Here is a 24,332-nt window from a genome sequence, read left to right as displayed (position 1 = left end):
GCGCTCTGGACCATCCTTCGAGACGCCATTTCTGTGGAAATGGCTCCTCAGGATGAGGGCTGTGTGATCCGGTCATTGGACCGGAGTCGACTGCAACAAGGACAAGAACCATGGCCGGACCCCGGCAGATCTCGGCCGACGAGGCCGCAACTCCCGCGCTCGACATCGAGGGCGCCCGCGTGCTCGTGGTCGAGGCGCGCTTCTACGACACGCTCGCCGATGAATTGCTGGCGGGCGCCACTGCCGTGCTCGAGAAGGCCGGGTGCCGCGTCGACGTGGTCACCGTGCCCGGCGCGCTCGAAATTCCCTCGGCGATCGTCATCGGCCTGCGCGCCGCCGACGAGTCGGTCGACCCTTACGAGGCCGTCGTCGCGCTCGGCACCGTCATTCGCGGCGAGACCGGCCATTACGACATCGTCGCGGGTGAAAGCTCGCGCGCGCTGATGGACCTCTCCGTCGCCTTCGCCCTGCCGCTCGGCAACGGCATCCTCACCGTCGAGAACGAGGCGCAGGCCTGGGCCCGCGCCAACCGCTCCGAGATGGACAAGGGCGGCGGCGCGGCCGAAGCCGCGCTCGCCGTGCTGCGCTACAAGCGCTCGCTGGCCGAGGCCGCCGATCCGGAGCAACCGGAATGAGCCGCGCCGAGATGCGGCGCGGCGCGCGTCTGTCGGTCGTGCAGGCGCTCTACGAGATGGAGATCGGCGGCCGCGGCGTCACCGAGGCCATGGCCGAGTTCGAGGCTTTCTGGATAGGCCAGGAGGTCGAGGAGATCGAGCTGCCGAAGGCGGAGATCGCCTTCTTCCGCGACCTGCTCGGCGGTGTCGTGCGCGAGCAGCGGCTGGTGGATCGCACGGTCGATGAGCTTCTCGCCAAGGACTGGCCGCTGAAGCGCGTCGAGGCGGTCGTCCGCGCCGTGCTGCGTGCCGGCGCCTATGAGCTCGCCTTCCGCAAGGACGTGCCGGCCCGCGCCGTCATTTCCGAATATGTCGCGGTCGCCCGTGCCTTCTATGACGGCGAAGAGATCGGCATGATCAACGCCGTGCTCGACCGCATGGCCCGCGACTTCCGCGCCGACGAGTTCGACGCTCCGGCGGCTTAGCTCATTGAGCTCTACGCCGTCATTCCGGACGCAGCGAAGCGGAGATCCGCAAACCATCGTCGGGCGTCGCGTTCTATGATGGATTCCGGGTCGGCGCTGCTATCGCAGCTTGCCCGGAATGACGACGAACAGGCTCGGAACCCTTGGAGGCCGGTCGACGATGGCCGATAACCAGCGCCCCGGCGAATTCGAGCTGATCGAGCGCTATTTCGCGCCTTTGGCCGGGCCGGGCGGCCTCGGCCTCCTCGACGATGCGGGGCTGCTGCGGCCGGGCCGCGGCTACGAGGTCGTCGTCACCGCCGATRCGCTGGTCGCCGGCGTGCATTTCTTTCCGGACGATCCACCGGCCGCGATCGGCTGGAAGGCGCTTGCGTCTCGACCTCCGGGCCGCTCACCCTCTCGATCACCGCTTTCGGTGCGGTTCCCGCCGGCCGGATGGTCCGCCGTGCCGGCGCGAAACCCGGCGATGTCGTGCTCGTTTCCGGCTCCATCGGCGACGGCGCCCTCGGCCTCAAGGTGCATGGTCCGGACAAGCCCGGCTGGGTCGCCGCGCTGGATGACGGCCAGCGTGGGTTCCTGGCCGACCGCTATCTGCATCCGCAGCCGCGCACCCCCCTGGCCGAGGCGCTCCAGCGTCATGCCAGCGCCGCCATGGACATTTCGGACGGGCTCGTCGGCGACCTCGCCAAGATGTTGAAGGCCTCCCAGGTCGGGGCCGAGATCGACCTCGACGCCGTTCCGCTGTCCGGTCCGGCCCGCGCCGCGCTCATGGCCGATCCCGCGCTGGCGGAACTGGCCTGGACCGGAGGAGACGACTACGAAATTCTCTGCACGGCGCCTGAAGGAGAGTATTCTTCTCTGATTGCGGCAGCTGCGGAGCATGCGGTTCCGCTGACGCCGATCGGCCGGATCGTCTCCGGGGCGGGCGCGGTGCGTTACAGCGGGAAGGGCGCAGCGCAGGGTTTCGCGCACGGCTCCTTCTCTCATTTCTGAAAGCGACGCCCCGCGGCGCCGCGGAATGGCGTGGCGATGAACCAGCATGTCCAGGTCGCCGAGGGCGACAGGCTCGCGAAGCGCAATGCGCTCGTTCTGTCCGGCGCGCAGGCGCTCGGCGGCGCCAATCCGGCGATCATCGTCTCGCTCGGCGGCCTCGTCGGCGCCCAGCTCGCCGCGGACAAGACCTTCGCCACCGTGCCGGTCAGCCTGCTGCAGCTCGGCATCGCGGCCGGCGTCATTCCGGCGGCGATGCTGATGCGCCGTTTCGGACGGCGCGGCGGCTATCTCATCGGCGCGCTTGTCGGGGCCACGGGGGCGAGCCTGGCGGCCGGAGGCGTCGCCTCCCGGCAATTCGGGCTGTTTTGCCTCGGCACCTTCATCTGCGGTCTCTACGGCGCCTTCGTCCAGAGCTATCGCTTCGCCGCCGCCGATACCGCCAGCGCGAGCTTCCGGCCCCGCGCGATTTCCTGGGTCATGCTCGGCGGATTGGCGGCGGGCATCATCGGCCCGCAATCGGTCTACTGGACCCGCGACCTGACACCATCCGCGCCCTTCGCCGCGAGCTTCCTCGCCCAGGGTGCGCTGGCGCTGCTGGCGATCTGCATCGTCTCGCAACTGCACGCGCCGCCGGTCAAGACGGTTCGCAGCGATCTCGGCCGGCCGCTCGGCCAGATCATGCGCCAGCCGAAATTCATTGCCTCGGTCATCGCCGCGCTCGTGGCCTATGGGCTGATGAGCTTCGTGATGACGGCCGCGCCCATGGCGATGGTCGCCTGCGGCCATTCGGTCGGCGATGCCGCGCTCGGCATCCAGTGGCATGTGCTGGGCATGTACGGGCCGAGCTTCTTCACCGGCAAGCTGATCGAACGCTTCGGCAAGGAGGCGGTGACGATCACGGGCCTCGCCCTGACGGCGCTGGCGGCGATCATCGGCCTGACGGGCCTCAGCGTCGGCCATTTCTGGCTGGCGCTGGTGCTGCTCGGCATCGGCTGGAACTTCGGCTTCATCGGCGCCACCGCGCTGGTGACGGATTGCTACCGGCCGGAAGAACGGGTGAAGGTGCAGGCGGCCAACGACTTCCTCGTCTTCGGCTCGGTCGCCATCGCCTCGTTTTCGTCCGGCGGCCTGCTCAGCCATGGCGGCTGGGAAACCGTGAACTGGCTCGTCTTTCCGCCGGTCGCGCTTGCCTTGCTCTTGGTGATCTGGCAGCGCACGCAGAAGCGCGTGGGGCTGGCCTGAAGCCCTCCTGATCTGACGATGCCGGGGAAACGGATGACCGACCGCAGCTTTCCGCCTGCCACCGGCCGCGTGCCGCCCGGCGCGATCGGCCATAACCGCGGCGTGGTGAAGCTGAATTATGCCTTCATGCCACCCGAGGGCGTCCTGATCAGCCGCCTGCCGCATTGGGCGAGCACCGTCGTCCGCATCCTCGCGGCGCCCGTGCTTGGGGCGGGATTTGCGCAGTATGTGCTCGAAATAGCGCCGGGCGGCGGGACGCCGGCGCCTTTCGGCGAGCCGGACATCCAGCATTTCTACTATGTCCTCTCCGGCGAGATCGCCTTCGCCATCGAAGGTGGCGAGAGCCGGACGCTCGGCCCCGGCGGCTTTGCTTATCTGCCGCCTGGCACGCGCTTCACGCTGCGCAACGACACGGGCAGTCGCGCCGATGTGCTGGCGCTGCGCAAACGCTACGAGCCGGCGCCCGGCCTCACTGTACCCGAATCGATCCTGTCGCATCGCGACGCCGTTCCGATGACGAATCATACCGGCATGGAGGGGCGCGGCTTCCAGTTCCTGCTGCCCTATGGCGATATGCGCTTCGATTTCGAGATGAACCTGATGTGGTTCAAGCCGGGAGTCTGCTTCCCGGCGGTCGAGACCCATGTGATGGAACACGGCCTCTATATGCTGGAAGGGCAGGGGCTCTACTTCCTCGATCAGGACTGGCACGAGATCTGGGAGCGGGATTTCATCTGGATGGGCGGCTTTTGCCCGCAGCAATTCTATCCGACCGGCCATGGCGACGCCTGCTACCTGCTCTACAAGAACGTCAACCGCGACGTCGCGCTCTGAGCCTGAATCGCCCGTACCTGACATTCGACGAAATTTGTAAGCGCAGCCGTTTGCGCTCACCGCCGAAACTTGCCACAAATTCGCCTGACACAGGCGACGCAAGGCGGGCCTTTTAGTCTTCAGGGCCCGTTTTTTCGCTGCCTGACGTCCAACGCTGCAAAGAGGAGCGACAGCGCTCCCGACAGCCCGGAAGCTCAAGGTAGGAAACCGAATGTCAGCTCTGCTTCTCATCATCGTATTGAGTGCGCTGTCGATTGCTTACGGCATCTGGGCCTATGGCGACGTCATGAAGCGCGATGCCGGCAACCAGCGCATGCAGGAGATCTCCGGCGCGGTCGCCGAAGGTGCGCAGGCCTATCTCAAGCGCCAATATCTCACCATTTCCATGGTCGGCGTCGTCCTCTTCGTCGTGCTGGCCTGGCTCCTCGGCAAGTGGGTGGGGATCGGTTTCCTGATCGGCGCGGTGCTTTCGGGCAGCGCCGGCTTCATCGGCATGAACGTCTCGGTGCGCGCCAATGTCCGCACGGCGCAGGCGGCGATGCAGTCGCTCRGCGAGGGGCTCGACGTCGCCTTCAAGGCCGGCGCGGTCACCGGCATGCTGGTCGCCGGCCTCGCGCTGCTCGGCGTCGCCGTCTATTACGGCATCCTGACCTCCTTCCTCGGCTTCGAGCCTTCGAGCCGCACCGTCATCGACTCGCTGGTGGCGCTCGGCTTCGGCGCCTCGCTGATCTCGATCTTCGCCCGTCTCGGCGGCGGCATCTTCACCAAGGGCGCGGATGTGGGCGCCGACCTCGTCGGCAAGGTCGAGGCCGGCATCCCCGAGGACGATCCGCGCAACCCCGCGACCATCGCCGACAATGTCGGCGACAATGTCGGCGACTGCGCCGGCATGGCCGCCGACCTGTTCGAGACCTATGCGGTGACGCTGGTCGCGACCATGGTGCTCGCCGCGATCTTCTTCGCCGGCCAGCCCGCGCTGGGCACGATGATGCTCTATCCGATGGCGATCGGCGCGGCCTGCATCGTCACCTCGATCATCGGCACCTTCTTCGTGAAGCTCGGCGCCAACCAGTCGATCATGGGCGCGCTCTACAAGGGCTTCATCGCGGCCGGCGTGCTCTCGGTCGGCGCGATCGCGGTGGTGAACTACGTCATGTTCGGCGGCTTCTCCACCAGCTTCACGACGGTCCAGAACGTCACCTTCACCTCCGGCAACCTTTTCGGCTGCGCGCTGGTCGGCCTTGCCGTGACGCTCTGCATCGTCATCATCACCGAATACTACACTGGCACCGGCAAGCGCCCGGTTGTCTCCATCGCCCAGGCYTCGGTSACCGGCCATGGCACCAACGTCATCCAGGGCCTCGCGGTCTCGCTGGAGGCGACGGCGGCGCCGACCATCGTCATCATCGCCGGCATCATCGCGGCCTACAGCCTCGCCGGCCTGTTCGGCATCGCGATCGCGACCACGGCCATGCTGGCGCTGGCCGGTGTCGTCGTGGCGCTCGATGCCTTCGGTCCGGTGACGGACAATGCCGGCGGCATCGCCGAGATGGCGGGGCTGCCCAAGGAGGTCCGCCACTCCACCGACGCGCTCGACGCGGTCGGCAACACCACCAAGGCGGTCACCAAGGGCTATGCCATCGGCTCGGCCGGCCTGGGCGCGCTGGTGCTGTTCGCCGCCTACACCTCGGACCTCAACTTCTTCATTACCGAGGCCAACAAGGCGGGTAGCACGGCCTTCCAGTACTTCAAGGGCGTCACGCTCGATTTCTCGCTGTCCAACCCCTATGTCGTCGTCGGCCTGCTGCTCGGCGGTCTCATCCCCTTCCTCTTCGGCGGCATGGGCATGACGGCGGTCGGGCGCGCGGCAGGCTCGGTGGTCGAGGAAGTCCGCCGGCAGTTCCGCGAGAAGCCCGGCATCATGCAGGGCACGGAGCGGCCCGATTACGCCCGCGCCGTCGATCTGCTGACCAAGGCCGCGATCAAGGAGATGATCGTGCCCTCGCTCCTGCCGGTGCTGGCGCCGATCGTGACCTATTTCGTGATCTACTGGATCGCCGGCAAGAACAACGCCTTCGCGGCCGTCGGCGCCATGCTGATGGGCGTGATCGTCACCGGCATCTTCGTCGCGATCTCGATGACGTCGGGCGGCGGCGCTTGGGACAACGCCAAGAAGAGCTTCGAGGACGGCTTCGTCGACAAGGACGGCGTGCGTCACATGAAGGGCTCGGACGCGCACAAGGCCTCGGTGACCGGCGATACCGTCGGCGACCCCTACAAGGACACGGCGGGCCCCGCCGTGAACCCGGCGATCAAGATCACCAACATCATCGCCCTGCTGCTGCTGGCGATCCTGGCGCATAGCTGAGCGCAGGCATCGCCTGAACATCTGGAGCCCGCGACGAAAGTCGCGGGTTCTTCTTTTTTGGCAATGGCTTGCTGCGGCCGATTGAATCAAATCGGCAACGCCTTGAATCAAGCCCGCAAGCTACGGCCGGGAGCGTAGTGTTGCCGCATGCTATCGGCGCGAAGTGCTGGCATGGTCCCCGCGACCGAGGAGGAACCATGTCCACGCAAGCGCTCGAAGCCACATCCGCGACCCCGAACCGCAGCACCGAATTCGCCCTGCTGCTGGCGCTGGCGACGCTTTGGGGCGGCTCCTACACCTTCATCAAGCTCGGCGTGGAGACGATCCCGCCGCTGACCCTGATCGCTGCCCGCACGCTGATCGCTGGCTTGATCCTGCTCGCCGTCATCCGGGGCCGCGGCCTGCGGATGCCGCGGGATCTGACCGCATGGCGGCGCTTCCTGACCCAGGCCTGCCTCAACAGCGTCGTGCCCTTCACGCTGATCGCCTGGGCCGAGCGCAGCGTCGATGCCGGCCTCGCCTCGATCCTCAACGGCACCACGCCGGTCTTCGTCTTCCTGATCTCGCTCGTGCTGATGTCCGGCAAGCGCCCCGATTGGCGCAAGGGCCTCGGTGTCGCCGCTGGCGTCGCCGGCATCAGCCTGATCGTCGGCGTCGACGCCTTTTCCGGATTGGGCTCGCAAGCCCTGCCGCAGCTCGCCATCGTCGCGGCGACGATCGCCTATGCCTGCGCGGCGCTGTTCGGCCGGCATTTCACCGGCATGGACCCGCTGCTGCCGGCGGCCGGTTCGATGCTGACCGGCACGGCGCTGCTGATCCCGGCCGCCCTTATCGTCGACCGGCCCTGGACGCTGGCGCCCTCGCAGGAATCCCTGCTCGCGCTGCTGGCGTTGTCGGTGTTCTCGACGGCGCTCGCCTTCGCCATCTATTTCCGGCTGATCCGCACGCTCGGCTCGGTCGGGACGACGGCGGTGTCCTATCTGCGCGTGCCGATCGGCGTGGTGATCGGCCTCGTCTTCCTGGGCGAGCGCCTGCAGCCGACGGCCTGGGCCGGTCTTGCGCTGGTGGTCGTCGGGGTGATGGCGATGACCTTGCCGGAGAAAAAGCAGGCCCGGCCTGCCTGAGGGCCGGTGCACATCCCGAAATGGCCCAAAAAGAAACCCCGCGACCTTGTCGCGGGGTTCTCTTGTCTTCTGACCGCGTGGGAGCCGTTCAGGCGCCGAGCGGGTTGAACTTGGTGACGCCGCGGAACAGGTTGCGCAGGAAGCTCTGCTCCTGGCCGCCAGCCGGGGTGGTGCGGCTGATGAAGTCGAAGATCACGCCGTCCTGCAGCCCGTAATTGGCGATGCGCTCGACCTTGAAGCTCTTGTTGAAATAGATCACCAGCACGTTCTGGTCGATGACCTGCGGGTCCTGGAACTGGAAGCGACGGCGCATCCGCTGGCTGATATAGTAGAAGGTGCGGTTGCCGACGGTCGAGGTCGTCGACGGCGTGCCGAGGATCTGCAGCACCGACTGCACGTCCATGCCGACCTTGACCTGCGCGACGAGCGAGTCGTCCATCACGAAGCCACGGGTGAATTCCTCGTTCATGCCGGTCGATGTCGGCAGGACGAAGCCGCCGGCATCGGGGCCGCAGCCGGCCAGCGTCAGGGACGAGGTCGCGAGGGCTCCGAGCAGAACGGCGCGGCGGGAAATCTGGGTCATGCGGGCACGATCCGAAAGGCGAGGGCGGACGTGGAGGGCCGGGTGACCGTTCCAAGCCGCTTGTCAAAAGGGGCAGGGTTGGCGTAACGCCCGAGGATGGCTTTGGCAAGGCGAGGACGCCCGCGACGCGGCCGGGCGGAGGCAAGAGCGTGATTTTCGGTTGGTTCGGCAAGCGCGCACAACGGCGCGCACCTGTGGATGCGCTGTTCGGGCGCGTCGCGGAAGCGTCGCGTCAGCCCGGGCTCTATCTCGCGGGCGGCATTCCCGACAGCTTCGAGGGGCGCTTCGAATCGCTGACCCTGCACATGTTTCTTGTGTTGCGGCGGCTGCGCGAATTGCCGCCGCCTGCGGGCGATCTCTCGCAGGAGCTGATCGATGCCTGCTTCTCCTATCTCGAGCTCGGCTTCCGCAATGGCGGCGTCAGCGACATCGCCGTGCCGAAGCGGATGAAGAAGATCGGCCAGATGTTCTATGGCCGCATCCAGGCCTATGAGCCGGCCTTTGCCGGATCCGATCCCGAGGCGCTGACCGAGGCGTTGCACCGCAATGCCTCGCAGCAGGGTGCTTCCGTCGTCGCTACCTATCTGCGTGAGGCGCAGGCCGGGCTCGCCGCCCTCGACCTCGAAGCGCTTCTGCATCGCGAGCCGCTTTTTCCCGATTTCGTCAGCCAGGAGGCCGTGCATGACGCCTGATCACGGGCGCGTCTTGCCCTTGAGCCACCCCATCCGCGTCGAGCTCATCCGCCTGCGCGGCACCGAGGCCGTGGTCAAGGCCGAGCCGCAGCAACTGGCCGGCATCGCCGCGATGCTCGACCTCGCCTCCCTGGAGGCGCTCGAGGCGCGCTATATGCTCTCGCGCAATGGCGAACGGGTGAAGCTCGAAGGCCGCATCGAGGCGCGGCTGCATCAGACCTGCATCGTCACGCTCGAGCCTTTCCCGGTCCGGCTCGACGTGCCGGTGAAGCTCGATTTCGCACCGCAGGACGATGCGCTTGCCGCCGCTCGCCGCACCGATTCGGGCGATGCCGACATCGACATCGAGGTCCTGCTGAACGAGGAGGACCCGCCGGAGCCGATCGTGGACGGCGTCATCGATCTGGGCAGCGTCACGCTCGAATTCCTGGCGCTCTCGCTCGATCCCTACCCGCGCAAGCCGGGCGTGAGCTTCGAGGCGCCGGCTGCGGATTCCGGCGAGCTCTCGCCCTTCGCCGCGCTCGCGAAGTTGAAGCGGGACGCCACGTGACGCGGGCAGCGGGCAGCGCGGCCGCGGACACGGATCGCAACAATGATTGAGCGGCGCCAAACCGCCTCCGCCGCTTGCGGCTTGGCGCTAAACCGCTATTGTCCGGCCGGCAAAGAGCCGCCCGGGATCGAAGGTCGGCCGCTCCCGGGACACACCAGAACTCCATGACAAGACCGGTTACAATCGCGCTCGATGCGATGGGCGGGGACCACGGCCCTTCCGTCGCCATTCCCGGCGCTGCCCTGATGCTGGAACGACGCCCGGATGCGCGCTTCGTCATTTTCGGCGACGAGAAGGAGGTTCTGCCTCTGGTCGAGCAGCACCCGAAGCTCAAGGCCGTCACGACGTTCCATCATACCGAAGTCTCGGTGAAGATGGACGACAAGCCGAGCCAGGCGCTGCGCTACGGCCGCTATAAATCGTCGATGTGGCGCGCCATCGACGCGACCAAGACCGGCGAGGCCGATGTCACCGTCTCCGCCGGCAACACCGGCGCGCTGATGGCAATGTCGAAATTCTGCCTGAAGTCGATGGCACAGGTCGACCGGCCGGCGATTGCCTGCCTGTGGCCGACGGCGCGCGGCGAGAGCATCGTGCTCGATGTCGGCGCGACCATCGGCGCCGATGCCCGCCATCTCGTCGATCTCGCGGTGATGGGCGCGGCCATGGCCCGTGTCGTCTTCGATCTCGACCGGCCGACGGTCGGCCTGCTGAATGTCGGCGTCGAGGAGATCAAAGGCGTCGAGGCGGTGAAGGAGGCCGGGCGCATCCTGCGCGAGGGCAACCTGCCGCATCTGACCTATCATGGCTTCGTCGAGGGCGACGATCTCGGCAAGGGCACGGTCGACGTGGTGGTGACGGAAGGCTTCACCGGCAACATCGCGCTGAAGACCGCCGAAGGCACGGCGCGCCAGGTTACCGACTACCTGCGTGCCGCCATCAGCCGTTCGCTGATGGCGAAGATCGGCTATCTCTTCGCCCGCGGCGCCTTCTCGGCGCTGCGCGAGAAGCTCGATCCGCGCAAATCCAACGGCGGCGTCTTCCTGGGGCTGGAAGGCATCGTCATCAAGAGTCATGGCGGTACGGATGCCATCGGCTTCGCCAGCGCGGCCGAGCTCGCCTATGAGATGGCGCGCGAGGATCTGATGGCGAAGCTGCGCGAGATGGTCGCCGCGAGCACGCAGCCGGCGCCTGTCGCCGCGCAGCCGGCCGACGCCGAATAGGGAATAGTCTCCTTGTCCATCTTGCGCTCACAGGTCGTCGGCTGCGGCTCCTATCTTCCGGCCCGCATCGTCACCAATGCCGAACTCGCCACGCGCGTCGACACCAGCGACGAGTGGATCGTCCAGCGCACCGGCATCCGCCAGCGCCATGTCGCAGCCGATGACGAGCCCACCTCCGTGGTCGGCCTCAAGGCCGCGCAGGACGCCATCGCCGATGCCGGCATCGACGCCGCCGAGATCGACCTGATCATCGTCGCGACCGCGACGCCCGACCATACCTTTCCCGCCACCGCGACTCAGATCCAGGCCGCGCTCGGCATCACCGGCGGCGTCGCCTTCGACCTGCAGGCGGTCTGTTCCGGCTTCGTCTTCGCGCTGGCGACGGCGGACAAGTTCCTCACGACGGGCGGCGCCAGGACCGCGCTCGTGATCGGCGCGGAGACCTTCTCGCGCATCCTCGACTGGGAGGATCGCGCGACCTGCGTCCTCTTCGGCGATGGCGCCGGTGCGGTGGTGCTGAAGGCCGTTCCCGGCGAGGGGACGCTCGCCGACCGTGGCGTGCTCACGACCCATATCCGCTCGGATGGCCGCTACAAGGACAAGCTCTATGTCGATGGCGGCGCGGGCTCGACCAAGACGGTCGGCTTCCTGCGCATGGAGGGCAAGGAGGTCTTCCGCCACGCCGTCAACAACCTCGCCGAGACGGTGCGCCATACCTTCGCCGAGACGGGGCTCTCCGGAGCCGACATCGACTGGTTCGTGCCGCACCAGGCCAATCGCCGCATCATCGACGCCACCGCCGACAAGCTCGGCATCAGCCACGACCATGTCGTGCTGACCGTGGATCGCCACGGCAACACCTCGGCCGCCTCGATTCCGCTGGCGCTGGCGGAGGCGCATAAGGACGGCCGGATCAAGCCGGGCCAGCTCGTGCTGATCGAGGCGATGGGCGGCGGTTTCACCTGGGGGTCGGCGCTGATCCGGTGGTGAGCCGGTTTGCGGCATTTGCTTAAATTGTGACGTTTTTCTTGCCGATTCGGGTCGATTTTCGTCGGTGTGGCCGCTAATCCCGCGTTCGAGGATTGACCGGGACAGCGCGGGCGCCTAGCGTCCGCCGTCCGTATTTGGCGAAGGGCGGAGGCTGCGGCCGCCGTCGATGATGCGCCTCTGGAGGATATGAATGTCGGGGCAAACGGTGACTCGTGCGGATCTGTGCGAGGCTGTCTACCAGAAGATCGGGCTGTCCCGCACGGAGGCGTCGAAACTGGTCGAGGCCGTGCTCGACGAGATCTGCGACGCAGTCGCGCGCGGCGAGAACGTGAAGTTGTCCTCGTTCGGTTCGTTCGTCGTGCGAGACAAGGGCGAGCGAATCGGGCGTAATCCCAAGACTGGCGTTGAGGTGCCCATCGAGCCGCGTCGCGTGATGGTGTTCAAGCCCTCGAACGTGATGAAGGCCCGCATCAACGGGCAGACGGGTGAGGACGAGACCGAGTGAATCTGGAGTTCCACGCCGGCGAAGCAGATGCGGAGGCCGAATTGGACACCAAGAGCCCCGATGCCTTCCGAACCATCAGCGAGGTCGCAGAGGACCTCGACGTTCCCCAGCATGTGCTCCGTTTCTGGGAAACCCGCTTCAACCAGATCAAGCCGCTGAACATCACGGTCCTGMCGGCCGTGATGGCCGAGCTCGGCGAGTGCCGGCGCATCCTCGAACGCGCGCTGAAGCCCGCCGCCGAGCCGGCCTGAGTGTAGCAAGCGGTCGAGCGCTTGCCCGGTTAGCACATAGTCTGACCCATGGCTGCGCTCCGGCGCTTGATTGCCGCCGCTTGCGCATTAGGTTCCCCTACCGGGGACGACCCCGGCTAGCAGCCCTTTCATGTGACAGGCGTGGACGACCTCGCCGGATTTCCGAGGAGCGCCGTCATGGCCTGGCTCTATCTTTTCATCGCGGGTTTGTTCGAGGTCGGCTGGGCGATCGGCCTGAAATACACGCAGGGCTTCACCCGCCTCATGCCGACCGTCTTCACGCTCGCCAGCATGGTGATCAGCGTCGGCCTGCTCGGGCTCGCCCTGAAGAACCTGCCGGTCGGCACGGCCTATGCGATCTGGACCGGCATCGGCACGACCGGCACCGCCATTCTCGGCATGGTCCTGCTGGGCGAGCCGGCCGGCGCGCTGCGTCTCGCCTGCATCGGCCTGATCGTGGCGGGCATCGTCGGGCTCAAGTTGGTCTCGGCCTGACGCTCCGGCGAGAGCCGGACGATGTCAGATGGGTCGCAAGGCGATCCCATCTGACATCCGAATCCGTCTCTGACCGAAGAGTGAGAGCGGGATTCTCGCGAAAACCGGTTTCCACTTCGCTCGAAAATGCTCTAGCGGCGGCGAAAGGCCTCGGGCCAGTAGCCGCCGCGTTCGAGCGCCACGATCAGCAGGACGATGGCGAGCGTCACCACGATCGTCGTCAGCTTGGCATTCCAGGGAACGCCACGACCGATCAGCCAGAACAGCGCCAGCCCGGCGATGAGGGGGATCATGATCTCCATGGCGCGAGCATAGGGCAAGCTCGCACCGCCCGCCAAATCCGGGGTCGACCGCCGCCGGACGGACGGTGTCAAGCTGGGGATTCGGCGCCGGTCGCTAGGACAGCCTCTGCCCGTCCGACGATCCTGTCGCCCTCGACCAGCGGCTTGAGACGCGCCAGCTCGGTGGCGGCGAAGTCGAGGAACAGCCGCACGCGCGGCGTATGCCGCAGATCGGGATGGGTCAGCAGCCAGAGATCGGCCGAGAGGTCGGGATCGGGTTCGGCAAGCCGCGTCAATCCGGGCCGCGTATCGCCGATGAAGCAGGGCAGGAAGCCGATACCGATGCCGGCCTCGACCGCTTCCGCGAGGCCGAGCACAGTGTTGAGCTTGTAGACGACCCGCTCGGGCGCGACATGGCGCGCGAGATAGCGCACGGCGCTCAGCATGGTGAACTGCTCGCCGAGCGACACCCATTTGTGCTCCCACAGGGTCTCGCGCGCGGGCAGTTCCGGGCCGGGAAAATCGGCGCTGCGCCCATAGAGCGCCCAGGCGATGCGGGCGGGCTTGCGTCCGATCAGCGTCTCCGGCGGATTGTCGGTGGCGCGGATCGCGATGTCGGCGTCGCGCTTGGAGAGATTGGCGGCCTGGTTGCCGATCAGGATGTCGAGCCTGATATCCGGGCATTGCGCCAGGAACTTCGCGAAGACCGGTGTCAGCAGATCGACCAGCAACGTGTCGTTGGTGGCGATCCGCAATTCGCCGGCGGGCTTGATCTCCTGGCCGGCGAGCCGGCGCGTGAAGGCGTGGATGTCGTCGTCGACCCGGCCCGCGAGCTGGACCATCTCCTCGCCGGCCGGCGTCGCGACATAGCCGCTGCGGTGCCGCTCGAACAGCCTGACACCGAGCGCTTCCTCGATCTGGCCGAGCCGTCGGAACACGGTGGAGTGGTTGACGCCGAGCGCGTCGGCAGCCGCCGGCAGGGCCCGCTTGTCGGCGACGGCCTTGATCAGGCGGAAATCGTCCCAGGCGAGCGTTTTGGCGGCGGAGGGGCGAGGGGAAGACGTCATCCGGTCAGTTTCCGCCAAGGCATCGTCACGTTCAAGACCGACGCCGGCCATGGCCGGCGTCGGACGGAGGCTCGGTGCTGAAGTCAGGCAGCGTCAGGCGAGGGCGGGCTTCGCATCGAGGAGCGACGGTGCCGGCTTCACCGCGAAGGCGCCATCGCCGATCAGGGCGTGGGCGAAGGCGGTCAGCGCCAGGCAGGCCGGATACTCCCAGCCGCCGTTCGGGGCATTGAACACCCAGCCATTCGGGGCATGGACCATCAGCGCGCCGAGCAGGATCGGGATCAGCAGCAGCGAGACATAGCGGCCGTAGAAGCCGAGCAGGATGGCGAGGCCGCCGAGAAGCTCCGCCAGCATGATCGGCCAGGCGAGGAAGCCCGGCAGGCCGACCTGCCCGAGGAAGCCTGCAAAGCCGGCTGGCGTGAAGATAACGAGCTTGAGATAGGCATGGGCGATGAACATGGCGCCGAGCGCGATGCGCAAGGCGAGGGCGCCGTAAGGAGYGAGGCGGGTATCGGTCATGGTCGTGTCTCCGGTTGGGTGAGGGGTGGGCGGTATCGTTCGCCACCCAAAATCGTCCGGGACATGCAGCAATTCAAATTGTGATTTTGATCTCATGACATTGCACCAAAGCAATGATCTACCTCTGGCATTCCGGGCCGATGCTGCCAATCTCTCGGCCAACAGCGACGCCGAACCGGCCCTTATGGCGGGCGGCGCTCTTCTGAAACGCCTTGGAACGGAGGACCGTCATCATGCAGATCAATGGGCTTCACCACGTCACCGCCATCTCTGGCCCCGCCCGCCGCAATCTCGATTTCTACAGCCGCGTGCTCGGCCTGCGCCTGGTCAAGAAGACCGTCAATTTCGACGATCCCGGCACCTATCACCTCTATTTCGGCGATGCCGACGCGGCGCCGGGCTCGATCCTGACCTTCTTCCCCTGGGAGCATGCGGCGCCGGGCCGTCTCGGCGTCGGCGAGACGCAGGAAACCGTGTTCCGGGTGCCGGAAGGCTCCATCGGCTTCTGGGCGCACCGCTTCGTCGAGCAGGGCGTGCCGCATGAGGCGCCGCTGAAGCGCTTCGGCGAAACCGTGCTGAGCTTCCGCGATCCGGACGGGATGCGGCTTGCGCTCGTCGGCCTGGCCGGCGTCGAGGCCGAGCCCTATTGGACGGATGGCGGCATCGGCCCGGAGAACGCGATCCGTGGCTTCCACAGCGTCAGCCTGCTCCTGGCTGATGCGGCGCCGACGGCGGCGATCCTCAACGACGTCTTCGGCTTCGCCGAGGCCGCCCGCGAGGACACGCTGATCCGCTATGCGGTGAAGGGCACGCAGATCGGCGGCGTCATCGACCTGCGCGTCGCCGGCGGCTTCCTGCCGGCCCGGCAGGGCACGGGCTCGGTCCACCATATCGCCTTCCGGGCGGCCGATGACGCCGCGCAGCAGGAGATGGTGCGCCGTCTTGTCCAGAACCATGGCATCAGCCCCACGGAACAGCGCGATCGGAACTATTTCCGCTCGGTCTATTTCCGCGAGCCCGGCCATGTCCTGTTCGAGATCGCGACCGACATCCCCGGCTTCGCCGTGGACGAGCCGGCCGCCGAGCTCGGCCGCTCGCTCAAGCTGCCGGCCGGCCTCGAGGCGCATCGCGCGCAGATCGAAGCCGTCCTGCCCGAGCTCGCCTGACGGCGACCAACACCGCCGCCTCGCTCGCCGTTCGCGGGGGCGAGGCGGCTCCTCCGCTTCCTGAAGGGAGAGACCTCATGACCGCGACCGCAGCCGATACCGGCTTCATCCATGTCTTCGAGCCGGGCAGCGACGCCGCCCGCAAGCCGCTCCTGCTGCTGCACGGCACCGGCGGCGACGAGCGCGACCTGCTTTCCCTGGGGCGCACCGTCGCGCCGGGGGCGAGCCTGCTCTCGCCGCGCGGCAAGGTGCTGGAAGGCGCCGCGCCGCGCTTCTTCCGCCGCCTGGCGGAAGGCGTGTTCGATGAGGCGGATCTGATCCGCCGCACCCATGAACTCGCCGACTTCATCGAAGAGGCCCGCTCCCGTTACGGCTTGCCGGCGCCGATCGCGCTTGGCTTCTCGAACGGCGCCAACATCGCGGCGAGCCTCCTGCTGCTGCGGCCGGAGGCATTGGCCGGCGCGGCGCTGCTGCGCGCCATGCCGCCCTTCCGGCAGCCGCTGCGTGTCGACCTGGCGGGCAAGCCCGTGCTCCTGCTCTCGGGCCTGCTCGACCCGATCGTCCCTGCCGCCGGCGCCGAGGCGCTGGCGCAGACGCTCGCGGCCGACGGTGCCACCGTGGAGCATCGCAGCTTGCCGGCGAGCCATGGACTCACCCAGGCGGATATCGGGCTGCTGAAAGACTGGCTGGCGCGGGTTTGATCTGGAGGCGGCGCTCCTCGCCCGAGTTTTAGGATTGCTGCTTGTGGAGGAGCCAGTCGGCGTAGCGTTGTGCGAAATTGCTGGAAACGCGGTCGATCGGATCAGGCATGAAGGCTTGGTCGAGCAACGCGCCACCGATTCCCTGACCGGCGAGCGCGTTGACCGTGAGATCCGGCACTGCAAGGAGGATCTTTCCGCTCTTGCCGTCGATCAGATCGACATGGGCCGTAATGCGATGATCGCCGCCAACCAGCACCCGCTGAATGGCTGAGCTGATCATCAGGTTTTTGATCGTTACCCGGAGCGTGACCGGTCGCGACCCGGAGAGCTCGGGCTTCAGCGTCCTCTCCAATGCGGTTGCGATCTTCCGTGCCGCAGCTTCCCGCACATAGGCACGGCCTTCCTCGGTCTTGCCGAGTTCGTCCGACTGGATTGCCGGCAATCCCTTGGAGGCCGCATAGGCGCGTTCTGCGTCACCCCACCAGATGGCGGCGCTCTGGTCGTAGCCCACATGCACCGACTTCAACCCGAAGGACGCGATCTCATCCGCTGGAATTGTATTGGAAACGCTGATGCAGCCGCCGAGCGACAGGACGATCAGTGCAAGCGAAAGGAGGCGAATCATCGGAAGTCTCTAAGCTGTGGAGAGCGCAGCTAGAGGTTGCAATCGGACTGCGGGCAACATCGACTATGGCAGCATTGTGGCGAGGCCCGTGCGAACATCGACGTGGATGTTGTCATCAGGGCTCCAAAGCGGATTGCATCCGGTTCGGCCCACCACTATAAGCCGGTCCGTCGGAGCGTAGCGCAGCCCGGTTAGCGCACTTGTCTGGGGGACAAGGGGTCGGAGGTTCGAATCCTCTCGCTCCGACCATTCAAATTCCTGAAGAAACCATGTGAGCCTTGCCCCGAAGGGCTCACCGCGGCTTCAGGGTTGTCGCAGCGATCGCAGCTGCGAAACATTTACCCTCGCCCGATACGATGATTGCGAGGAGATCCACCCGGCGTCACTGTGCGCAGGGGAGATGGATCAGGTGTCGGAGTTCGGAAAGCCATGTCTCTCGCGCCTGCGGCCGCGCCGCGTGCATCCGTGAACGCGTCCTCTGCCGCCGATGAGCAGACGGGCCGGTCGCTTGCCCGGCTGTTCGGGGAGATCCGCCCGGACTGGCACTCCGCCTGGGCCTGGGACAACTACGAATCAACCATCCTCACGCTCGCGCGCACCTATGGGCTGCGCAGCGTCTGTGAGATCGGCGGCGGGCGCGATCCRCTGTTCACCGCCGGGCAGGCGACCGAGCGTGGGATCGACCTGATCGTCAACGACATCGACGCCGGCGAACTGGCATTGACCCCCGCCGGCCTGAAGACGGCCCGTTTCGACATTGCCGGCGACCTCTCCGAGCCGGATGTCGCGCCCGGCGGTTACGACATGATGATCTCGCGCATGGTCTTCGAGCATATCGACGGCGTCGAGCAGGCCTGGCGTAACGTCCATGCGCTGCTGGCGCCCGGCGGCGTGGCGCTTGCCTTCTTCCCGACGCTCTGGGCGCCAGTCTTCGCGCTGAACCATGTGCTGCCGGAGAAAGCCTCGCGCGCCATCGTCCATGCGCTGTTCCCGGCGCGCCGCGACGGCGGCAGCGATCCGAAATTCCCGGCGCTCTACGACTGGTGCCGCGGCAATCCGCGGATATTGACGCCGATGCTGAATCGGGCCGGCTTCCGCGACATCCATATCCAGCCCTTCTGGGGGCATGGCTATTTCGACCGGATGCCGGGGCTGAAGCAGCTCGACCATGGCTTCAACGCGCTGGCGGCGAAGACCGGCTGGAGCCTCGTGACCACCTACGCCTATGTCGTGGTTCGCAAGGAGCGCGGCTGAGGCGCTCCCGCCACGCTCGGGTCGGGCAGGGCGGCCAGTCCCCAGACCAGCCCGAGCATGAGATAGAGATGCCGCCAGTGGTCGGTATCGATCTGCAGCCCTTGYAGGATGAGCACGAACAGCACCGACCACAGCACGATCGCATGGTTCTGCCAGGCCGCGCGCCGGAAGACGAGCCGCCAGCCGACATAGATCGTCGCCGCCATCAGTGCGAGCCAGGCGATGCCGCCGAGCCAGCCATAGGAGGCGAAGGCGTTGATGTAGACGTTGTGCGGGTCGGCCTGGTTGAAGAGCCAGCGGAAGCGCAGCGGCCCGAAGCCGTTCGGGGCCTCGAGCAGCATCGGGATCGAGCGGATCTGGTTGCCGAAGCGGCCGGTGACGCCCTGGTCGTAATCCTGGTCGAGGTTCGCGCGGACCTCGAAGACGGCGCGGATATTCTCGAAGGACAAGGCGACCAGAAGCGCCAGGATCATGGCGACGAGCGCCGCCAGCGACATCGCCACGATACGGCCGCGGGCCTTGCCGTCGGGCGCGATCAGGAAGTTCAGCGCGGTCATCATCAGCGCGGAGGCGACGAGCACGCCCCAGGCGCCGCGCGAGAAGGTCAGGAACAGCCCGGCCAGCGGCACGCTGAGTGCGAAGAGCCCGCGCAGGATGCCGGTTTGTCCGGTCAGGATGCGCTGGAGCACGTAGACGATCGCCAGGGTGAGGAACGGCCCGAGCACGTTCGGGTCCTTGAAGGTGCCGGAGGCGCGCCCGTAGAGGGTGAAGATCTCACCCAGCCCGGCGATGTCGAAATAGCCGAGAATCGCTGCCAGCCCCGCGCACCAGGCGGCGAGCAGATAGCCCTTCCGCAGCGCCTCGAGCCGCGGCAGCGTGTCCTGCGCCATCGCGGCGGCGAGCACGATCGCGGTGATCATCAGATAGGCCGAGACGGCCGTGAAGCGCACCGAGGCCGGGTCGTCCATCCAGGGGATCRGCGAGAAGGCGCCGCCGATATTGTAGAGCAGCAGCAGCACGGCCAGCGGCAGCAGCTTCTGCGAGAAGCGGATGCCGGTGAGCGCGAGCACGAAGAGCACGAGCAGAAACACCAGCTCATAGGGCGAGGGCTCGATCAGCACGAGGCCGCCCGAAGCCGCCAGCAGCCAGAGCGCGCCGCGCTGGATCGCGGCGAAGGAGATCGCCGCGCGCCGGCCCTGAGCCTGCGAATGCTGCACGGTGGCGCTCAATAGGCGTTCTCGTTCTTGGTGAGCAGCGAGAACGGCGTCTTTGCCAGGATGTAGAGATCGAGCAGCACCGACCAGTTCTCGATGTAGTAGAGATCGTGCTCGACGCGCCGCTGGATCTTGTCCTCGGTGTCGGTCTCGCCGCGCCAGCCATGGATCTGCGCCCAGCCGGTGATGCCGGGCTTGACCTTGTGGCGGGCGAAATAGCCGTCGACCACCTGCTCATAGGCGCGGTTCAGCGTCTTGGCATGGATCGCGTGCGGCCGGGGGCCGACGAGCGAAAGGTCGCCCTTGAACACCACATTGATCAGTTGCGGCAGTTCGTCGATCGAAGTCTTGCGGATGAAGCGGCCGACGCGCGTGACGCGTGGATCGTCCTTGGTGACCTGCTTTGCCGCCGCGTGGTCGGTCATCTCGTGACGCAGCGAGCGGAACTTCAGCACCTCGACGATCTCGTTGTTGAAGCCGTAGCGCTTCTGGCGGAAGAACACCGGTCCCTTCGAGTCGAGCTTGATCGCGATGGCGGTCGCCAGCATCACCGGAGAGAGCGCGATCAGCGCCAGCGTGCCGACGAACTTGTCGAACAGCCATTTGACGACGATGTCCCAGTCCGCGATCGGCCGGTCGAATACGTCGAGCACCGGCACGGCGCCGAGATAGGAATAGGAGCGGGGCCGGAAGCGCAGCTTCGACATATGGGCCGAGAGCCGGATGTCGATCGGCAGGATCCAGAGCTTGCGCAGCATCGTCAGGAGCCGCGCCTCGGCCGAGATCGGCAGGGTGAAGATCACCAGGTCGAGCCGGGTGCGCCGCGCGAACTCGACGAGATCGTCGATGGTGCCGAGCTTCGGATAACCGGCGACGAGATCGGGCGAACGCGCGTCGTTGCGGTCGTCGAAGACGCCGCAGATGCGCAGGCCTGTATCCTTCTGCGCCTCGAGAGCCTTGATCAGCTCCGCCCCGGCCTCGCCGCCGCCGACGATGGCCGTGCGTCGTTCGAGGCGCCCGGAGCGCGTCAGCCGGCGAACCGCCGCGGTGACGGCGAAACGCTCGGCGATGAGCGCGCCGCCGCCGGCGAGGTAGAAGCCGATCAGCCAGCCGCGCGAGACCTGGCTGCCGACCTTGAGGAAGAAGAACGCGGCCAGCGCGATCAGGAACAGCATCGTCCAGCCGCCGATGAGCCGCACCACCATGCCGGCGAAATGGCGCAGCGCGCCGACCGGATAGAGCCGCAAGGCCTGGAAGGTGGCGAGCGCACCGACGGCGACCACCGGGATCGTGATCTGATAGGCGAGGGGGTCGTCCACCGTCCAGAGCCGGATGATTTCAGGCGGGATCGTCCCATGATCCCGTCGGAAATCCGAAGCCGGCCCCGCCAGAGAGCTGGAGCCGGGTCTTCGCGAAAAACCGGTTTCGATTTTTTCGCATCCTGCTCTAGCCGAAATTGCTCTCGGAACGCTTAACCGGACTATTCGCTGTTTCGGCGGATTTGCAACGTTTTCCCATGCGATTCGTGGGTCGCGCGGGCACGCCGCCCCGCCTGTTTTCCGCCTCTGTGAAGAAACGGAAATAGCCCTGCCGCCTCAAGGGGTTGTCTCAAGTTTACCGCAATACTTTTTTCGTTCGATTTGGCGTGTCTTATTTAATCGGAAGTGTTTATCGGTTGACAGAAGGTCTTTGCGCAGGCATATCTATCGGCGATGAGTGTCTGAGAAGCACATATTTCGCGTGACGAGCCTGGCGCCTATGGCGTTGCTCCTTCTGCGGTGCAGTTTGCCGGAGCGGTGCTCCAGCAATTCCATTTCGTCGGAACTCTCGATTTAAATCTCTAACGATTGCTTGGCTGTCTTTGCGGCGCAAATGCGCCGTGTGGCGCGGCTTCGCCCGTGTGCAACATGTCTTTCCATTGGTTGATTCTGCTCGCGGCCATCGCCGTCGAGATCGTCGCGACGGCCGCGCTGAAGTCGGTCGTCTCCGCCCCCTGGCTCGTCGGCGTCCTGCCGCTGCTGTTGATCGGGTTGTCCTTCGCACTGCTCAGCATCGCCTTGCGCGTCATTCCCATGGCCGTCGCCTATGCGGTCTGGGAGGGGCTCGGCATCGTCGGCATCGCGGCGATGGGGCATCTCCTCTTCGGCGAGCATCTGACGGCTGGCCGCTTCGCCGCGCTGGCGGCGATCCTGGTCGGCATCGTCCTGATCGAAGCCGGCATCGGCCATGGTGGCGAGGCAGGGGATAAGCGTCTGTCGAGCGAGGGGAGGCATGTGTGAATGTCTCCGTCGTTCAATTCATGCCCCTGCTCTGGCTTCTCTTCGCCGTTCTCCTGGAACTGTCGGGCACCTATCTGCTCAAGCTCTCGGACGGGATGACCCGTCGCCTGCCGGGCGCTGGCGGAGTGCTGCTCGTCATGGGCGCCTTCGGCGCCCTTGCTCAGGCCATCAAGGGCATGGATCTCTCGGTCGCCTATGCGGTCTGGGGCGGGGCCGGCCTCGTCGCGACGGCGATCATCGGGGCGCTCGCCTTCGGCCAGCGGATCAACCGGGCCGGCTGGCTCGGCATCCTGCTCGTGGTCGGCGGCGTCGTGGCTCTCAAACTGACCTAGAGCATGATGCCGAAAAGTGGGAACCGGTTTTCGGGCGACATCATGCTCTAACCCTTCGGCAAGAGACGGATTCAGACATCAGATGGAACCGCGAAGCGATTCCATCTGATGTCATCCGGCTCTGGCGGCCAAGGTGGCGACGCCACCTTGGCGTGCCCGAAGCGCATCGCGATAGGCGGCGATGACGCCGTCGACCATGTCATCCAGCTGGAAATGCTGGCGGACATGGGCGGCGAGATCGGCCGCCTCGGCGAGGCGCTCGCTTTCCGACCGCGCCAGCATGGTGCGTATGGCCTCGGCGAGGATCGCGGGGTCGTTCGCCTTGATCAGGCGGTGCCGGTGGTGAGGCCCGTAGATTTCATTGATGCCGCCGACATCGGTCGAGATCAGCGGTTGGGCTGCCGCGGCCGCCTCGAGGATGACATAGGGCAGCGATTCCGCGCGCGACGGGATGACCATCGCCCGCGCCCGCGCCAGCGCCTTGCGGATCGGCCCTGGCGGCTCGAAGACGCATTGATCGGCGATGCCGCGCGAAACCGTCATGCCCTTGAGCTCGGCCTCGTCCGGCCCCGAGCCGACGATGAGGATGCGCGGGACGAGCCCGTCACGCCGGCGCAGCAATGCGAGTGCGTCGATCAGCGTGTCGACGCCCTTGGCCGAGCGCAACTCGCCCAGATAGAGCAGGTCGAAACTCGCCGCGCTGTGGCTGAGGCGAGAGCAGCGCCGGGACACGGCCATAGACCCCGCCCTTCGAGCCGTGACAGTGCACGATATCGGGGTCGAGGCGCCGGCGCAGGGCCATCTCCGCCAGTTGCGCCTTGACGTCCGTCCGGCTCGGATAGCGCGACATCGGCACGCGCGTGATCCCGAGCGACAGCGTCTGGGCGAGCTCGCTGAACACCTCGTCGGCGCGAGCCCCTCCCGTGGTGGCGTCGCAGAAGATGCCCACCTCATGGCCGCGCTCGGCCTGTCCGCGCGCCACGTCGAGCACATGCCGGAAGAGCCCGCCGAGCGGTGCGCGAAAGACATGGAGGATTCTGAGCGGCGCACCTTCGGCGGCGCTCATGGCGGGGCCGGGCGGGGGTGTCAGAACCAGCGTTCCTTGATGACGATCGTGTCGCCGGGCTGGACCGGGTAGGTGATCGGCACCGTCGCAGTGACGAGCTGGCCCTCGATCTGCCGGGTGACCTCCGCCGAGTTGCGCTGCCCGCGCGGGGTGAAGCCGCCCGCGATGGCGACGGCGGTCTGCACCGTCATGCMGCTGACGAAGGGGAACTGGCCGGAATTCGTCACTTCGCCCAGCACGAAGAACGGGCGGTAGGTATCGACCTCGACCGAGACCTTGGGCTCGCGCAGATAGCCGCCGCGCAGCTTCGCCTCGATCTCGCGCGCCAGTTGCTGGGTGGAGCGGCCCTGGGCCACGATCGTGTTGACCAGGGGCATCGAGATCTTGCCCGAGCCGTCGACGGCATAGATGTTCGAGAGATTGTCCTGGCCGAAGACGATGATGCGCAGCTTGTCGCCGCTGGCGAGCTGATAGGGGCCCTCTGGCTGGGCGAGTGCGTAGTCCGTCGCCTGATACCGGGGCGCGCAGGCGCCCACCGTCATGGCGGCGGCCAGGGCGAGAGAGGCGAGGCGTCGACTCATCGATGGCTATCCGTGCGGAATTCGCGCAGAGCATTAGCCCCGACATGGTTAACAAAGGCTTCCTTCCGGTCTTCCCGCTGGTCTTCCGGGTGGCGCTGGAGGGCGTATTCCGCTGAGCCGTTCAAGGTAGGTCGCCTTATTCTGGCCTCCCCGCCGGCCTTGTCTGAGGCTCGACCCGAACGATTCTCGCGAGGAGACCGGAAATGAAATCTGTGGTGCTCGCCGCGATCGCGATCCTGTCATCCGTCCCGGCCTTTGCCGAGGATCTCCCGCAGCGCAAGCCTGGCCTCTGGGAGAC

Annotated in this window: 27 protein-coding genes, 1 tRNA gene and 2 pseudogenes; 20 read left to right on the top strand and 10 right to left on the bottom strand. The window is 66.6% G+C overall.

Annotated features, from left to right (window positions below; genetic code table 11):
* Positions 1-110 precede the first annotated feature (110 nt).
* The 7 genes and pseudogenes from ribH (at position 111) to AB4Y99_RS17980 (ending at position 7,660) form a co-directional block, all read left to right on the top strand.
* Complete coding sequence (gene ribH, locus AB4Y99_RS18010; protein WP_038368300.1) at positions 111-635, top strand: 6,7-dimethyl-8-ribityllumazine synthase; 525 nt, start codon at positions 111-113, stop codon at positions 633-635.
* Positions 632-1,099 carry a transcription antitermination factor NusB gene (nusB, locus tag AB4Y99_RS18005; RefSeq protein ID WP_112761867.1) on the top strand — a complete coding sequence of 156 codons (468 nt, stop codon included), beginning with the start codon at positions 632-634 and terminating at the stop codon, positions 1,097-1,099. The genes ribH and nusB overlap by 4 nt, the downstream gene beginning before the upstream one ends.
* 160 nt (positions 1,100-1,259) lie before the next feature.
* Positions 1,260-2,092, top strand: a pseudogene (locus AB4Y99_RS18000) (thiamine-phosphate kinase).
* A gap of 36 nt (positions 2,093-2,128) precedes the next feature.
* The gene (locus AB4Y99_RS17995) at positions 2,129-3,334 is read left to right on the top strand and encodes an MFS transporter (RefSeq protein ID WP_038368294.1); all 1,206 of its coding nucleotides are present in this window, start codon (positions 2,129-2,131) and stop codon (positions 3,332-3,334) included.
* Positions 3,335-3,367: 33 nt separating this feature from the next.
* On the top strand, positions 3,368-4,168 hold the full coding sequence (gene allE, locus AB4Y99_RS17990; RefSeq protein WP_441524279.1) for a (S)-ureidoglycine aminohydrolase: 801 nt from the start codon (positions 3,368-3,370) through the stop codon (positions 4,166-4,168).
* Between the two features lie 211 nt (positions 4,169-4,379).
* On the top strand, positions 4,380-6,536 hold the full coding sequence (locus tag AB4Y99_RS17985; protein ID WP_441524278.1) for a sodium-translocating pyrophosphatase: 2,157 nt from the start codon (positions 4,380-4,382) through the stop codon (positions 6,534-6,536).
* A gap of 197 nt (positions 6,537-6,733) precedes the next feature.
* Positions 6,734-7,660, top strand: a complete 927-nt coding sequence (locus AB4Y99_RS17980; protein WP_441524277.1) for a DMT family transporter — start codon at positions 6,734-6,736, stop codon at positions 7,658-7,660.
* An 88-nt stretch (positions 7,661-7,748) separates the two neighbouring features.
* Here the strand turns inward: AB4Y99_RS17980 and AB4Y99_RS17975 are convergent, their stop codons facing one another.
* The gene (locus tag AB4Y99_RS17975; protein ID WP_081925652.1) at positions 7,749-8,243 is read right to left on the bottom strand and encodes an outer membrane protein assembly factor BamE; all 495 of its coding nucleotides are present in this window, start codon (positions 8,241-8,243) and stop codon (positions 7,749-7,751) included.
* A gap of 149 nt (positions 8,244-8,392) precedes the next feature.
* Between AB4Y99_RS17975 and AB4Y99_RS17970 the strand changes: the two genes are divergently transcribed.
* The 7 genes and pseudogenes from AB4Y99_RS17970 (at position 8,393) to sugE (ending at position 12,949) form a co-directional block, all read left to right on the top strand.
* Positions 8,393-8,935 carry a ubiquinol-cytochrome C chaperone family protein gene (locus AB4Y99_RS17970; RefSeq protein ID WP_441524276.1) on the top strand — a complete coding sequence of 181 codons (543 nt, stop codon included), beginning with the start codon at positions 8,393-8,395 and terminating at the stop codon, positions 8,933-8,935.
* On the top strand, positions 8,925-9,485 hold the full coding sequence (locus tag AB4Y99_RS17965) for a YceD family protein (RefSeq protein WP_441524275.1): 561 nt from the start codon (positions 8,925-8,927) through the stop codon (positions 9,483-9,485). The genes AB4Y99_RS17970 and AB4Y99_RS17965 overlap by 11 nt, the downstream gene beginning before the upstream one ends.
* A 164-nt stretch (positions 9,486-9,649) precedes the next feature.
* Entirely contained in the window at positions 9,650-10,708 is a 1,059-nt protein-coding gene (gene plsX / locus AB4Y99_RS17960; protein WP_038368278.1) for a phosphate acyltransferase PlsX, read from the top strand.
* A 12-nt stretch (positions 10,709-10,720) separates the two neighbouring features.
* A complete protein-coding gene (locus AB4Y99_RS17955; protein WP_441524274.1) occupies positions 10,721-11,698 on the top strand; it encodes a beta-ketoacyl-ACP synthase III in 978 nt (325 codons plus the stop codon).
* A gap of 190 nt (positions 11,699-11,888) precedes the next feature.
* Positions 11,889-12,203 (top strand): integration host factor subunit alpha, encoded by a 315-nt coding sequence (locus tag AB4Y99_RS17950; protein WP_038368274.1) that lies wholly within the window; start codon positions 11,889-11,891, stop codon positions 12,201-12,203.
* A 41-nt stretch (positions 12,204-12,244) separates the two neighbouring features.
* Positions 12,245-12,361 (top strand): annotated as a pseudogene (locus AB4Y99_RS17945) (MerR family transcriptional regulator); the annotation flags it as partial.
* Between the two features lie 270 nt (positions 12,362-12,631).
* Entirely contained in the window at positions 12,632-12,949 is a 318-nt protein-coding gene (sugE, locus tag AB4Y99_RS17940; protein ID WP_112761875.1) for a quaternary ammonium compound efflux SMR transporter SugE, read from the top strand.
* A gap of 131 nt (positions 12,950-13,080) precedes the next feature.
* On the opposite strand, the gene AB4Y99_RS17935 is transcribed toward sugE, so the two are convergent.
* The 3 genes from AB4Y99_RS17935 to AB4Y99_RS17925 all read right to left on the bottom strand — a co-directional run bounded on the left by AB4Y99_RS17935 (position 13,081) and on the right by AB4Y99_RS17925 (position 14,816).
* Positions 13,081-13,242 carry a hypothetical protein gene (locus AB4Y99_RS17935; protein ID WP_156116080.1) on the bottom strand — a complete coding sequence of 54 codons (162 nt, stop codon included), beginning with the start codon at positions 13,240-13,242 and terminating at the stop codon, positions 13,081-13,083.
* A 77-nt stretch (positions 13,243-13,319) separates the two neighbouring features.
* Entirely contained in the window at positions 13,320-14,297 is a 978-nt protein-coding gene (locus tag AB4Y99_RS17930) for a LysR family transcriptional regulator (RefSeq protein ID WP_441524273.1), read from the bottom strand.
* A gap of 93 nt (positions 14,298-14,390) precedes the next feature.
* Positions 14,391-14,816, bottom strand: coding sequence for a DoxX family protein (locus AB4Y99_RS17925; protein WP_441524272.1), 426 nt, complete (start codon positions 14,814-14,816; stop codon positions 14,391-14,393).
* A gap of 233 nt (positions 14,817-15,049) precedes the next feature.
* Between AB4Y99_RS17925 and AB4Y99_RS17920 the strand changes: the two genes are divergently transcribed.
* A complete protein-coding gene (locus AB4Y99_RS17920) occupies positions 15,050-15,982 on the top strand; it encodes a ring-cleaving dioxygenase (RefSeq protein ID WP_441524271.1) in 933 nt (310 codons plus the stop codon).
* 77 nt (positions 15,983-16,059) lie between these two features.
* Positions 16,060-16,683 (top strand): alpha/beta hydrolase, encoded by a 624-nt coding sequence (locus tag AB4Y99_RS17915; RefSeq protein WP_038368265.1) that lies wholly within the window; start codon positions 16,060-16,062, stop codon positions 16,681-16,683.
* 28 nt (positions 16,684-16,711) lie between these two features.
* Here AB4Y99_RS17915 and AB4Y99_RS17910 read toward each other — a convergent pair whose 3' ends face one another.
* Entirely contained in the window at positions 16,712-17,308 is a 597-nt protein-coding gene (locus AB4Y99_RS17910; RefSeq protein WP_112761877.1) for a hypothetical protein, read from the bottom strand.
* A gap of 171 nt (positions 17,309-17,479) precedes the next feature.
* On the opposite strand from AB4Y99_RS17910, the gene AB4Y99_RS17905 reads away from it, so the two are divergent.
* Positions 17,480-17,557, top strand: a tRNA-Pro gene (locus AB4Y99_RS17905).
* Between the two features lie 180 nt (positions 17,558-17,737).
* Complete coding sequence (locus tag AB4Y99_RS17900; protein ID WP_051988503.1) at positions 17,738-18,562, top strand: class I SAM-dependent methyltransferase; 825 nt, start codon at positions 17,738-17,740, stop codon at positions 18,560-18,562.
* On the opposite strand, the gene AB4Y99_RS17895 is transcribed toward AB4Y99_RS17900, so the two are convergent.
* Both AB4Y99_RS17895 and AB4Y99_RS17890 read right to left on the bottom strand, forming a co-directional pair.
* Positions 18,532-19,791, bottom strand: a complete 1,260-nt coding sequence (locus AB4Y99_RS17895; protein ID WP_441524270.1) for an O-antigen ligase family protein — start codon at positions 19,789-19,791, stop codon at positions 18,532-18,534. The two genes, AB4Y99_RS17900 and AB4Y99_RS17895, sit on opposite strands and share 31 nt — an antisense overlap.
* Entirely contained in the window at positions 19,788-21,095 is a 1,308-nt protein-coding gene (locus AB4Y99_RS17890; protein WP_441524269.1) for an undecaprenyl-phosphate glucose phosphotransferase, read from the bottom strand. Before AB4Y99_RS17890 ends, AB4Y99_RS17895 begins: the two co-directional genes overlap by 4 nt.
* Before the next feature lie 588 nt (positions 21,096-21,683).
* On the opposite strand from AB4Y99_RS17890, the gene AB4Y99_RS17885 reads away from it, so the two are divergent.
* Positions 21,684-22,055, top strand: coding sequence for a DMT family transporter (locus AB4Y99_RS17885; RefSeq protein ID WP_112761880.1), 372 nt, complete (start codon positions 21,684-21,686; stop codon positions 22,053-22,055).
* Positions 22,052-22,387, top strand: a complete 336-nt coding sequence (gene mdtI, locus AB4Y99_RS17880) for a multidrug/spermidine efflux SMR transporter subunit MdtI (RefSeq protein WP_197062819.1) — start codon at positions 22,052-22,054, stop codon at positions 22,385-22,387. Before AB4Y99_RS17885 ends, mdtI begins: the two co-directional genes overlap by 4 nt.
* Positions 22,388-22,498: 111 nt before the next feature.
* On the opposite strand, the gene AB4Y99_RS17875 is transcribed toward mdtI, so the two are convergent.
* Genes AB4Y99_RS17875 through AB4Y99_RS17865 form a run of 3 tightly spaced genes read right to left on the bottom strand, consistent with a single transcriptional unit; the run spans position 22,499 to position 24,034 of the window.
* Positions 22,499-23,053 (bottom strand): glycosyltransferase, encoded by a 555-nt coding sequence (locus tag AB4Y99_RS17875; protein ID WP_441524285.1) that lies wholly within the window; start codon positions 23,051-23,053, stop codon positions 22,499-22,501.
* On the bottom strand, positions 22,992-23,453 hold the full coding sequence (locus AB4Y99_RS17870) for a glycosyltransferase (RefSeq protein ID WP_441524268.1): 462 nt from the start codon (positions 23,451-23,453) through the stop codon (positions 22,992-22,994). Before AB4Y99_RS17870 ends, AB4Y99_RS17875 begins: the two co-directional genes overlap by 62 nt.
* Positions 23,454-23,473: 20 nt before the next feature.
* Positions 23,474-24,034, bottom strand: a complete 561-nt coding sequence (locus tag AB4Y99_RS17865; protein WP_441524267.1) for a polysaccharide biosynthesis/export family protein — start codon at positions 24,032-24,034, stop codon at positions 23,474-23,476.
* Positions 24,035-24,332 lie beyond the last annotated feature (298 nt).

Source organism: Allobosea sp. TAB14 (genome assembly GCF_052113865.1).
Taxonomy (GTDB): domain Bacteria; phylum Pseudomonadota; class Alphaproteobacteria; order Rhizobiales; family Beijerinckiaceae; genus Allobosea; species Allobosea spartocytisi.
The sequence above is the reverse complement of the archived record's forward strand: the minus strand, read 5'-3'. Positions and strand labels throughout refer to the sequence as shown.

Bases quoted from the DNA above. Each gene is read 5' to 3' on its own strand.
- AB4Y99_RS17870 (WP_441524268.1), bottom strand. From the start codon at position 23,453: ATGAGCGCCGCCGAAGGTGCGCCGCTCAGAATCCTCCATGTCTTTCGC.
- AB4Y99_RS17965 (WP_441524275.1), top strand. From the start codon at position 8,925: ATGACGCCTGATCACGGGCGCGTCTTGCCCTTGAGCCACCCCATCCGC.
- AB4Y99_RS17915 (WP_038368265.1), top strand. From the start codon at position 16,060: ATGACCGCGACCGCAGCCGATACCGGCTTCATCCATGTCTTCGAGCCG.
- AB4Y99_RS17885 (WP_112761880.1), top strand. From the start codon at position 21,684: ATGTCTTTCCATTGGTTGATTCTGCTCGCGGCCATCGCCGTCGAGATC.
- AB4Y99_RS17980 (WP_441524277.1), top strand. From the start codon at position 6,734: ATGTCCACGCAAGCGCTCGAAGCCACATCCGCGACCCCGAACCGCAGC.
- AB4Y99_RS17910 (WP_112761877.1), bottom strand. From the start codon at position 17,308: ATGATTCGCCTCCTTTCGCTTGCACTGATCGTCCTGTCGCTCGGCGGC.
- AB4Y99_RS17920 (WP_441524271.1), top strand. From the start codon at position 15,050: ATGCAGATCAATGGGCTTCACCACGTCACCGCCATCTCTGGCCCCGCC.
- AB4Y99_RS17930 (WP_441524273.1), bottom strand. From the start codon at position 14,297: ATGACGTCTTCCCCTCGCCCCTCCGCCGCCAAAACGCTCGCCTGGGAC.
- AB4Y99_RS17935 (WP_156116080.1), bottom strand. From the start codon at position 13,242: ATGATCCCCCTCATCGCCGGGCTGGCGCTGTTCTGGCTGATCGGTCGT.
- AB4Y99_RS17950 (WP_038368274.1), top strand. From the start codon at position 11,889: ATGTCGGGGCAAACGGTGACTCGTGCGGATCTGTGCGAGGCTGTCTAC.
- allE (WP_441524279.1), top strand. From the start codon at position 3,368: ATGACCGACCGCAGCTTTCCGCCTGCCACCGGCCGCGTGCCGCCCGGC.
- ribH (WP_038368300.1), top strand. From the start codon at position 111: ATGGCCGGACCCCGGCAGATCTCGGCCGACGAGGCCGCAACTCCCGCG.
- nusB (WP_112761867.1), top strand. From the start codon at position 632: ATGAGCCGCGCCGAGATGCGGCGCGGCGCGCGTCTGTCGGTCGTGCAG.
- AB4Y99_RS17975 (WP_081925652.1), bottom strand. From the start codon at position 8,243: ATGACCCAGATTTCCCGCCGCGCCGTTCTGCTCGGAGCCCTCGCGACC.
- sugE (WP_112761875.1), top strand. From the start codon at position 12,632: ATGGCCTGGCTCTATCTTTTCATCGCGGGTTTGTTCGAGGTCGGCTGG.
- plsX (WP_038368278.1), top strand. From the start codon at position 9,650: ATGACAAGACCGGTTACAATCGCGCTCGATGCGATGGGCGGGGACCAC.
- AB4Y99_RS17995 (WP_038368294.1), top strand. From the start codon at position 2,129: ATGAACCAGCATGTCCAGGTCGCCGAGGGCGACAGGCTCGCGAAGCGC.